Source organism: Kitasatospora sp. NPDC001603 (genome assembly GCF_040298365.1).
GTDB lineage: Bacteria > Actinomycetota > Actinomycetes > Streptomycetales > Streptomycetaceae > Kitasatospora.
This window is the reverse complement of the sequence record NZ_JBEPAA010000140.1, coordinates 1-10,743: the sequence shown is the minus strand read 5'-3', so window position 1 is coordinate 10,743 and position 10,743 is coordinate 1. Positions and strand designations below refer to the sequence as shown.

Here is a 10,743-nt window from a genome sequence, read left to right as displayed (position 1 = left end):
AACCGCCACAACACCCCGTTGAACTGGTCCCTCACCCGCCGCGGCAACGGCCCGGTGGCAGCCACCGGCACATGCGGTTCGATCAAGGCCCACTCGGCATCCGTCACGTCAAAACGCGCCACAGCACGGAGTTCTACCAGAGACACCAGCCCACCATCGAACCGCAGCAAGATCCGAACCTTGAACAGCTCCTAGCCAGCCATGGCGCCCGTGCATTTCGGCAGCAAGCCGGAGGTTGTTCAACTGGGCCTGTCTTCCGCGCAGTTGCGACGAGTCTGCGAATCTCATTCCAGTTCTGTCCTTAGAAACGAGGCAGAGCCCGACTGCACCCGGAAGGGATTCGCTCGGTGACGAGGGCGAGGCCTGACAACAAGGTTCCTTGAGTGGTGTGTGCTGTCTTGTGGGCTCTGCAGTCGTGTGGAGGGTTCGCCGTCAGGAGGGGCGGGCGGCCGCTGGGGAGTCGATGCAGCGCCGGGCTGGGCCGGGCCGACTCTCCGCCTGCCGGAAGCTTGGCGCTGAGCCCAATGAATATCATGTTCATGTCAAGTTGTTCCCGGGGGAGCCTGGGCTCGCCCTCTTAACAGGAATCCGCACCCGCTGCGAGCGGTGCTTCCCGTAGGGTCCTCACGGGGCGACGCTCAGGGGTGAGCCCCTCGTGGGTCCTGGCAATCACCACCGCGGGCGCGCTCCGGGGCGCCAGCCGAAGGACTCGCAGAAGAGGGAGAAGCGCAGCCGAGTCGTGTCCGTCGACATGGAAGACGTCCCACCCCGGGCATGCCCACTTGTCGGCGGACCGTTCGGCTGAAGCCGTGTCGACGAGCCCTTCGTGCAGGCCCTGCTTGTTGTGGTTGGCGATGACGATGAGGTTTCCGAGAGCATGGCGCCCGGCGATGAGCGCCGCCTCCCACATGTGACCTTCCTGCCCCTCTCTCCCGTCCAGGAGGACGAACGTGCGGTACTGCCGTCCGGGAGGCAAGCCGCGGTCGCCATGGCGACCCCGACCGGTAGTCCGACACCGGCCGACCCGGAGTCGAAGTCGATTCCCGGGAACCGGTTCGGGCAGCGCTGGCCTCCGAAGCCGACACCTGGCTGGGGGCTCTGGTCCGGATGGTTCGGTGGACAGAAGCCCGGATCGGCGAGGAGTGGTACGAGTGCTGCCGCAGTCGTCGGTCCGCCGAAGGCGAATCTGTCGCGGTCCGGCCACTCGGGGTCGACGCGCCGGATCCGCAGCACGCCGTAGTACAGGGTCGCCAGGATTTCGGCGCCGGGGAAGGGGGGAGGTCGCCGAGTCGGTGCTGAGGCGCGAAGCCTCAAGGCGACTGAAGCTCGCCTTCTCCTCGATCAGCAGGACACGCCACGGGTCGAGTGGTGCGTCGGCGAGGACGTCGGGTTGTCGATCGTTCACTCTTCCTACCGTACGGACAGACTGTCTGATGAGCAAAAATACGACAGCTGTCGAGTCGTTGTGGCCCGGTACGTCGGGGGCCTCGGCCGGCCGGTGCCGGGGTGATCTGTTGCGGCGATCTCGTTCGACATCCGGCGGACACGGTGCGGAGCGGGCGCGAGGCCTGCTCGGCGGTCTCGGCTGGGGGCGGCCCCGGCGTCGCCTCTCGGATGTCGGCTGCGAGCTCGCTGGTGGTCCGGCGGGGGTGTGCAGGGGCTGAGCGGCGCTCGTCTGGAAGGAGTCGATGGCGGTCGCGCCGGGCCGATCGCTTTCGGGTGGGCGCCCGGAGCGACGATCGGATGTTCTAGTGGTGTGCCCGGCGGAGGGCTTTTCCGGCGTCCCGGCATCGTGTCGTCGGTGCCGGTCGGCCGTCGGTCGGTCGCTTGACGGCCCTGGGTCGGCGGCGACCGTCCTCGGCGGGAGCTCTCAGCATGCGTGCTCCTTTGATATCCAACGTTGAACTGTGAGGGGGAAGACATAAGCAGAGACCGGATCGGCTGTCAAATCAAGGTGGCCTATCTAACGACTCGTTACAGGAGAGGTCTTGGCTCGGATGGCGTCTGCCGATCCGTGTTCTGACGTTGAAGTAAGGTGAGGTCCTTCTTGCGGTGCGGGGCGGCGGGGGCCGCGGGTCTCGGAGGCCGAAGGGGGTTCGGGTGGGTGGACGTGGGATGCGGTGAGGCTTTGGCGGATGGTGTTCGGGCAGGGTGCTGGCCGGGCGGGTCGGGCCGCGGGGCGAAGCGGTGCCCGGTGGAGCTCGCGGCCGGCGGCGGACAGGGCTCAGCGGGGGGAGTCGTCGCAGGGATCAAATTCCCGCTTGGTGGGCAGTTGGTCCGCATGATGGTGCACTGGCGCCTGTAGGTGCATACTGGATATGCTTCTTTTGGGTTAATGTACAGGCTGGTTCGGTTGTGCGAAGGTGAGCCCGAGGTGCTCCTGAAAGGGCCGTCTCGGAGGGATCCGGGGTGGGGCCGGTCGGCCCGGACGAGGCTGCAGTGTCGAAGTGGCCGAGTGGACGGTACGCGCGACGTTCGGCGTCGGGCAATCCCTGGGGAAAGGTCCCAGGCGGGAGTGGTCCGGGCCGCACCGGCAGACCGAGGGGAGATCGGTTCCCGCGTCGGACCGTGGCCGAGTGCGCCTGCAGCGAGACGCATTCCGCGGGCATCCGGGGACGTACCACATGGTCCTCCTTGTCGGATCTCCGAGTCCGACGATGCGGTCGCTGCCGCAGCCCGCGGCCGGCTTGCGGGCCACGCAGGGCATCGAATGAACAACTCTCTTTTGCAAAAGATCATTTGGAGCGCCCATGGATCTGCACCTCACGGGCAGTCGAGCCCTTGTGACTGCCTCGACGGGCGGCATCGGCCGCGAGATCGCCGTCAGCCTCGCGAGGGAAGGCGCGCACGTCATCATCAACGGCCGATCCTCGGGTTCGCTCGCCGCGGCGATGAACCACATCCGAGCGAGGTGCCCGTCGGCCTCCCTTGAGGGAGTGGTGGCCGACAACGGTACTGCGGACGGGGCTTCCCGCACCGTTGCCGCAGTCCCCGACGTCGACATCCTGGTCAACAACCTCGGCATCTACGAGGCTGTCGGCCTGTTCAAGGAGTCCGACGAAGCGTGGCTACGGATGTTCAACGTCAATGTGATGAGCGCAGTGCGCCTCTCGCACCACTACATGCCCCGCATGTTGGCCTCCGGTACCGGCCGCATTCTCCTGATGGCCAGTGAGGCCGCTGTGATGCCGGTGCCGGACATGGCGGCCTACAGTGCGACCAAGACCATGCTGCTCTCTCTCGCGCAGCCTTGCGGAACTCACCAAGGAGACGGAGGTGACGGTCAACGCGATCATCGCCGGATCCACGAGGACCGAAGGGGTCGTGGGACTCCTTCGTCAGCTCTACCCCGATACGCCCGAGGACGAGGCGGAGCGCAGGTTCATGGAGTCGGGTGGTCACAGGGCGACATCCCTGATCCAGCGCCTGATCAGTCCCGAGGAAATCGCGGACCTGGTCACGTACGTCTGCAGTCCCAGGGCTGCCGCGATCAATGGGGCCGCGTTGCGTATCGACGGGGGCCTCATCCGCAGTGTGTTCTGACCTTCTTCCGTCCGTCGCCTGGGTTCCTCCTGGCGGTAGCTCCCGCCGCTCCACGGTGTCGGTCAGCAGGCACGCCCCAACCAGAAGTTCCTCGACGATCGCTGCCGCCCTGGTGGGCTGGGCCGGCGAAAGGTCAGAGCCATCGAGAACTACCTCTCCGCACCACTCGCTCAGGAGGAGATCGTGAACAGTGCCGGATCCACAGCCGCCGCGATGGCCGTGGCCGCGTGTCTCACAGTCTCGGCCTGCAGCCCCGACGGAGTCCTGGGCAACGACGGTGCGAAAACCATAAAGATCGGCTACGCAGTCCCGCGCCTCGACAACTCGTACTGGGCGCAGAACGTGGCGTTCGCGCAGCGGACGGCCGGCCAGCTCGGAGTGAAGTTGAGTGTGGCCAGCGCCGGCAGCAGCGAGTCGAGGCAGCTGAAGGACATTCAGCACCTCATCTCCCTGGGCGTGCACGCCATTGTCTACGCGCCGGTGACGGCCTCGGTGGGGCCGTCGATTCTCGACTCCTGCAAGACGGCCAAGATCAAGTGTGTGGCTGTGGCACGCCGGCCGGGGCTTGTACCCGACAGCACCAACGCCGCGTACAACGTCGGCTACGTCGTCGGCAATGACGAGGCCGACGGCGAAGCGGCCGCAGCCACGCTGACGGATGCTGGCGTGAAGGTCTGCGTGACGATGGGTGGGCAGCGGGACGACTCTGTCGCCGACGGCCGGCTGAAGGGTTTCCAGGACTACGCCACCACCCACGGCGTCACGATCCTCGACACATTTCGTCCGGCCGCGGGTGCCTCCGAAGGACAGCGGGCCACCGAGAGCTTCCTGGCGGCCTACCCCGGGCCCGGGTTCGACTGCCTCTTCGCATTCGACGGCGACGCCGCAACCGGTGCCGTCAGCGCACTCAAGGCCAACCGGGCGCTGTCCAAGGTCAAGGTCTCCGCAGTGGACGCCAACCCCGACGACGTCAAGGCCATATCCTCGGGTGACCTGCTGGCGAGCGCGGCCGGCGGCGAGTACGTCGAGGGCGGGTTCGCAACGATCATGGCCTACGACGCTGTCATGGGCTTCATGCCGCCTCAGCGGCAGGTGGTCCTCGACGGCATCGTCGTCACCGAGGCCAATGTCGACCAGTACTCAGCCCGATTCGGATCCACTGCCACGGGTTACGACGCGAAGCGACTGTCACTTGCGTACAGCTCCTCAGCTCCCTCTAACCGCTTCACGCTGAACCTCGACTGACCGACCCGGGCGGCACCGCAGGTATGGCGACTCACGGAAACGGCCCACCCGCCCCGACCTGCGCCGGCCCTGAGCGCCACCAACCGTCATTCCACAGAACGGACACCAAGCATGTCCCTGCAGAAGGTCCTCGTGACCGGTGCCAACGGCTACATCGGTCAGGCTGTCAGTACCCGCCTCCAGATCGCCGGCCACCACGTCACCGGACTGGTCCGCTCCGCACACGCCGCCCGCGGCCTGCAGGCACGCGGCATCACACCCCTGGTCGCCTCTCTCGACGACCACGGCGCCATCTTCAACGTCACCGAGGAAGTCGACGCCGTCATCGACACCGCGAGCGCCGACCACGCCCCGGCGACCCGCACCATGCTCCGCGCCCTCGACAACAGCGGAAAGACCTACATCCGCACCAGCGGAACCGGCGTCTACACCGACCTCGCCCACGGCCGGCGCAGCGACCACGTCTACACCGAGGACGACGCCTTCACCCCCGACCCCCTGGTCGCCACCCGGGTCGACACCGACCTCGAGGTCCTCGCCGCCGCCTCCCGCGGCATCAACACCGTCGTCATCCGCCCTTCCATGATCTACGGCGACGGGGCCAGCGAGCAGATCCCCATGCTGGTCCGCCACGCCGTCGCTCACGGCGTCAGCCTCTACGTCGGTCCCGGCGAGAACCGCTGGGCCAACGTCTACATCGCCGACCTCGCCGAGGCCTACCTCCTCGCCCTCCATCGCGCGCCCGCCGGCAGCCTCTACAACATCGCCGCCGACGAGACGAACCTGCGTGACATCGCACAAGCCGTCTCCGACCTCCTGGGCCTGCCCGACCCACAGTCCTGCACGCCTGAAACCGCCTACGCCGCCTTCGGCCGGCGCTGGGTCGACATCGCACTCTCCAGCAACAGCCGCATCGACTCCACCAAAGCCCGCACCGAACTCGGCTGGCACCCCCTCGGCCCCACCCTCCTCGACGACATCACCCACGGCTCCTACAAGCGCATCTGGGCCCACAAAGCCGACCCCCACGACCACACCACCGCCCGATAGCCCCCACGGCGAGCTTGGAGGAGAGACCATGAAAGACGGAATGTTCGTCTTCGACGCCACCGTCCACTGCCAGGACTTCACGGACCGGCAGATCCGGCCCGAGGACGACGGACGCCACGTCAGGGCACTGCGGGAGCAACTCGGCGAGTTCACTGCCCTGACCGCCACCAGGGGGCCGTCGGTGGAGTCCAGCTTCCCGGAGCTCCCCGACCTGGAGTGGGCGAACCGTAAGCTTTTCGAGGAGTCCGTGACGGACCTCGCCATGTCGTGCACCGTTCCGCTCTACTCCCACTGGCAGATGGGTCTCGGATCCCCTGAGGTGAGCCACGCGCTCGCCGCCTCCAATCCTTCGAGGATCCTCTTCACCGGCGGGGTCGATCCTGCGTGGCAGGGCCTCGACGCCGCTCTGGAGGAGATGGAGCGGCAGGTCACCGAGTGGGGTGCAGTCAGCATGAAGTTTTACCAGTACCAAGGCCGGGACAAGCACTGGCGGGCCGACGACCGCGAGCTGGCCTACCCTCTGTGGGAGAAGGCCCTCGAGCTCGGCATCAAGATGGTTCAGTTCCACAAGGGGTTCCCCCTGGGAATCATGCCCGTTGAGGCATTCCGGCCCAATGACATCCAGCTCGCCGCTCTGGACTTCCCGGACCTGAATTTCGGAATCCATCACCTCGGTGACCCGTACGTCGATGAGACGATCAGCATCGCGGCAAGGTTCCCAAACGTCTACCTGATCCTGCCACTGTGGTTCAACCAGTACTTCCTTCAGCCCTGGAAGATGCTTCACCGCCTGGGCGAAGTACTTCTCCAAGTAGGCAGCAAACGCATCTGCTATGGGTCCGAGGCCTTCATCTGGCCCACGATCCAGCCCTACATCGATGCCTGGGCCGAGTTGACCATGCCTGACGAGCTGCAGGACCGGTACGGGTACCCGGAAATCACCCGCGAGATCAAGGAACGAGTCTTCGGAATCAACTTCGCCGAAGGCCTAGGAATCGACCTGGAAGCAAAAAAGCGCGAACTCGGACTGATCTGATGAATGCCTACGCGAATTCACCGGCCAACCCCACCCCAGTTGACCAGGAGGTGCTGGATCGAGCCATGTCCTACCTGCGCGCGCTCCTCAACGGCCATGCCGGCGGCATGGAGATCACCGAAATCGACGACGCCGGCGTGGTCGACGTGGCTTTCACCCGCGCCTGCGAGGCATGCCCGAACCTGCCGATGACCTTCGTCAGCACCGTCCGGAACACGTTGCTCGAAGTACCCGGCGTCACCGACGTGCGGAGCAGCGACGTCCACGCATCGGCGCCGGCCCTCAATCGCATTGCACGTGCCCTCGGAGCGAGACCTGTGACGCCCGTGAATCTTCCCGAGTAGCGGCTGTTGGCAAGCCCACGTGGGATCCGACACGTCAAAATCCCGCGAATGCATGCACTCCATGGACGCGGCGAGCATGCATTCGCGGCTATCCAACGTTCCCTGGCACCGAGGGCCCGGGCTGCGCCCGAAAAAGCCGCACGCCGGTCAGTTCGCCAGGTCGGCACCGAGCGATCGGGAGATCTCCCTGCCTGCAGCGATCAGGTTCTCGCGGATCTCCTTGTGCCTAGCTCCCAGAATGGAAGGCCTGACCCCACTGATCGACAGTGCTGCACGCACATCGCCCCGGTAGTCCGTGACAGGAACACCGAGGGCGGCGATCCCAACCGTCACATCGCCGTCACTGACCGCCACCCCGGCGTGCAGTGTGTTCTCGAGTTCAGGAATCAGATCTTCTGCGGCCGTTGGCGTCGCAGGCGTGAAGGCCTCCAGTTTCCCTGCGCCTGCCCTGAGGTATTCATGCCAGAATTCGCGCCCAGCGTTGGCGAGGAGGACTCGTGGCGCGGCGCCCGCATGCAATGGCAGCGACCCTCCGACCTGAAGGGCGAGGGTCTGAACCCATTTACCGTCCAAACGCTCGATGCACACGGCTTCAGATCCCCGGCGAATACACAGAAAAATAGTTTCTCCGGTAAGATCATGGAGCTTCTCCATGACCGGCAAGGCCAGGGCCCTCTCGTCGAATCCTTTCTTAACGGACTCGCCGAGTTGAAGAAGATGCAGACCCAACCGATATGTTCCACGCCGCGCCCCCTTCTCAACCAGCTCGAGCTGCTGCAGGCCGGTAAGCAGTCGGTAGACCGAGCTTCGCGGCTCGCCGGTGAGCTCGGCGATTTGCGCGGGCGTGAGCTCGCGGTCGCGGGCAAGGAGGTCGAGCGCCTCCACGGCCTTGCGCACCAGCTGGAGTCCGTTTTCGTTCACCATGGACCAAGGTTATCACCCACCGGACGTCGCGTTCGCGAGACGGAACTATTTCCGTTGGTTCGCGACGCCCGGCGAAATGCGCACTCAGTGCGCATTGTCGAGTAAATGAGTGCACGGGGGCCATGATGCGACATCGACATAGATTGCGCGATCATGACACCTTGGCAAACCGAAACCACTACCCGGTAGACCGATCCGACCCGAAGGGCCGCCGTGAAGCGCACCGCCCCCCTGTCCGCCGTCATGGCCGTCTCCCTCGCCGCCGGCGTGCTGTTCACCGCCGGCACCGCGTCCGCGCGGGAACGGCCCGCCACGTCGCACACCGGGCACGACCTCTACGGGACCAAGACCCCCTACGCCCCTCAAGGCGGGCCGGGCCACTACCAGAAGCCGCCGAAGGGCTTCGTGCCGGTCTTCACCGAGAACGTCGCCCGCCACGGCTCCCGCGCCATGACCGACAGCGGCGACGGCGACGCCGTCCTCGCCGTCCTGCGCCGGGCGCAGGACCGGGGCGCGCTCACCGGCCTCGGTGCGCGACTGGGCCCGCAGGTGCAGTCGCTGCTGTCCGCGGCCGCCGCCCTCGGCTACGGCAACCTCTCCGCCCGCGGCGCCGAGGAGCACCGGCAGACCGCGCTGCGCATGGAGCAGCGGCTGCCGTCCCTGTTCGCGGGCATCGCCGCCCGGCACGAGCCGATCGTGGTGGAGACCTCGGGGGTGCCCCGGGCGGTGGCCAGCGCCGGTGCGTTCACGGGCGGTCTGACCTCCGGCGATCCGGCGCTCACGGGCCTGATCAAGGAGCCGGTCACCGACAAGGACCTGCTGTACTTCCACAAGCAGCCGCAGAACGCCGACTACCAGGCGTACGTGAAGGGCGATCCGGCGCTGGCCGCGGTCCTCGCGCGGATCGACGGTGACCCGCGCACGGCCGAAACGGCGCACCGGGTCGTCGCGCGCCTGTTCCGGGCGGACTTCACCGCGACGATGTCCGCCACGGACCAGGTCTCCTTCGCCCGCTCGCTGTACCAGCTCTACGGCGCGGCGCCCGACCTCCGCACCGAGGCGCCGGACGTCGACCTCGCCCCGTTCCTGACCGACCGCGACGCCCGGTGGCTCGCCTACCTCGACGACGCCGCGGAGTTCTACCAGAAGGGCCCCGCGTTCAGCGGACGCACCATCACCTACCGGATGGCCGGGGTCCTGCTGGACGACCTCCTCGCCCGGGCCGGGGCCAAGGCCGCCGGCACCGACGGCGACGGCGCGGTGCTGCGCTTCACCCACGCCGAGGAGATCGAGCCGCTCGCCGCCCTGATGGGCCTGCCGGGCAGCACCGCGCCCGCCGACCCCGGGCAGCCCTACACCTACCGGAACAACCCCTGGCGCGGTGCGGAGGTCTCGCCGATGGCGGCCAACATCCAGTGGGACCTCTTCGCGAACACGCCCTCCGACGGCCGGCCGGCCACGCACCTGGTGCGCATGCTCTACAACGAGAAGGAGACCGCCTTCAAGGCGTCCTGCAAGCCCGTGGCCAAGGGCAGCTACTTCTACGCGCTCGACGAGCTCGAGCACTGCCTGACCCACGGCTGACCGAAACCGGCCCGACCGGCGCCCGCCGCGCCCGGGCCTCCTTCGCCACTGCTTGGACTTCAGGAGTGTCATCTAGACCTTACCCGAACCGGCCTGCAAAATACCCGTACAGAAAGGGGCCGGCAGCGGATGCTGCCAGCCCCTCACTGATTGCTGGTCAGGCCCAGACCCATCTGATCCCGATCCGACCGGTGTCGAGATCCGCTATCTGCCTGAATGCGGCCGGGCTCAGATCGAGGTCCTCGTCCTTGCAGCTGGGGCACCTGTCCACGATGGTGACGTACACAACGCCCTTGGGGCCCCGAACCCGCAGCTGCTTACCACAGGCACGGGAGTTGTTGGGGTTGGGGTTGTTGCCGTACCACCGCGGGGAAACAGCCACGACCAGCTGGCTGTCATTGTTGTTCCAGCCGCACGCGCCGAGCCCCGTGTTGTACCAGGTTCCGTCTCCGTAGTGAACGTAGCTCGCCGACACGTCGGACGCTGAAGCTGGCGTCGCGGTGACCGCCGCGGATCCTACGGCCATCACGGATGCGAGCAGGGCCATGACGGCCCGGACAGTGAAACGTGGGGTAAATCTGCCCTTTGAGCGAAGCACGCGTCCTACCTTTCCAGTGGGGGGTGGAGTGAACCATGCGCTGCTGCGGTGGCGTTCATCACACTAGCGAGGCCGGCGTACATGACAGTTCGCAATTCTTGCTCTCTACTTGCGATTTCGTATGCGGCGAGGCCAGCTCCAGGGAGCGGCGCACGTGATTTCCGATGAACGGGCCGGTAGCGCTTGATCTGATTCCCGGCAGCGGCCCGGGGACCGTGTGATGTCGTGATCGACATTGCGCCTTCGTACTCGCCCGAAGGCGGGAGTTCGATCGGACGCCGTGTGACGTGTGGGCAAGTCGGCGATGCATGGGACGTTCATCGAGCCCTAGTGCTACGTTCCTCAAAGCAGGTATACGTAGCGGCGTCGTAGTTGTCGGATTGGCGGAGCTGGACGGCCCCATATCCAGGGACGGGCAC

General features: G+C 66.5%; 8 protein-coding genes and 1 pseudogene. 6 read left to right on the top strand and 3 right to left on the bottom strand.

The features are described 5' to 3' along the window. Positions 1-577: 577 nt before the first annotated feature. Positions 578-1,204, bottom strand: coding sequence for a thiamine pyrophosphate-binding protein (locus tag ABT263_RS37890; protein ID WP_352298255.1), 627 nt, complete (start codon positions 1,202-1,204; stop codon positions 578-580). A 1,546-nt stretch (positions 1,205-2,750) separates the two neighbouring features. Between ABT263_RS37890 and ABT263_RS37885 the strand changes: the two are divergent. From ABT263_RS37885 to ABT263_RS37865, 5 genes and pseudogenes are all read left to right on the top strand, one after another. Further along, positions 2,751-3,543: pseudogene (locus tag ABT263_RS37885) on the top strand (SDR family NAD(P)-dependent oxidoreductase). Between the two features lie 183 nt (positions 3,544-3,726). Further along, on the top strand, positions 3,727-4,788 hold the full coding sequence (locus tag ABT263_RS37880; RefSeq protein WP_352298252.1) for a sugar ABC transporter substrate-binding protein: 1,062 nt from the start codon (positions 3,727-3,729) through the stop codon (positions 4,786-4,788). 111 nt (positions 4,789-4,899) lie between these two features. Beyond that, positions 4,900-5,838, top strand: a complete 939-nt coding sequence (locus tag ABT263_RS37875) for an NAD-dependent epimerase/dehydratase family protein (protein ID WP_352298250.1) — start codon at positions 4,900-4,902, stop codon at positions 5,836-5,838. Positions 5,839-5,866: 28 nt separating this feature from the next. Further along, positions 5,867-6,874: an amidohydrolase family protein gene (locus ABT263_RS37870; protein ID WP_352298247.1), complete on the top strand. Its 1,008-nt coding sequence runs from the start codon at positions 5,867-5,869 to the stop codon at positions 6,872-6,874. Then, on the top strand, positions 6,874-7,218 hold the full coding sequence (locus tag ABT263_RS37865) for a NifU family protein (protein WP_352298244.1): 345 nt from the start codon (positions 6,874-6,876) through the stop codon (positions 7,216-7,218). Before ABT263_RS37870 ends, ABT263_RS37865 begins: the two co-directional genes overlap by 1 nt. A 147-nt stretch (positions 7,219-7,365) precedes the next feature. Here the strand turns inward: ABT263_RS37865 and ABT263_RS37860 are convergent, their stop codons facing one another. Beyond that, positions 7,366-8,142 carry an IclR family transcriptional regulator gene (locus ABT263_RS37860; protein WP_352298241.1) on the bottom strand — a complete coding sequence of 259 codons (777 nt, stop codon included), beginning with the start codon at positions 8,140-8,142 and terminating at the stop codon, positions 7,366-7,368. Positions 8,143-8,355: 213 nt separating this feature from the next. Here ABT263_RS37860 and ABT263_RS37855 point away from each other — a divergent pair, with 213 nt between their 5' ends. Beyond that, positions 8,356-9,726, top strand: coding sequence for a histidine-type phosphatase (locus ABT263_RS37855; protein WP_352298238.1), 1,371 nt, complete (start codon positions 8,356-8,358; stop codon positions 9,724-9,726). A 157-nt stretch (positions 9,727-9,883) separates the two neighbouring features. On the opposite strand, the gene ABT263_RS37850 is transcribed toward ABT263_RS37855, so the two are convergent. Then, positions 9,884-10,273, bottom strand: a complete 390-nt coding sequence (locus tag ABT263_RS37850) for an RlpA-like double-psi beta-barrel domain-containing protein (protein ID WP_352298235.1) — start codon at positions 10,271-10,273, stop codon at positions 9,884-9,886. Between the last annotated feature and the right edge of the window lie 470 nt (positions 10,274-10,743).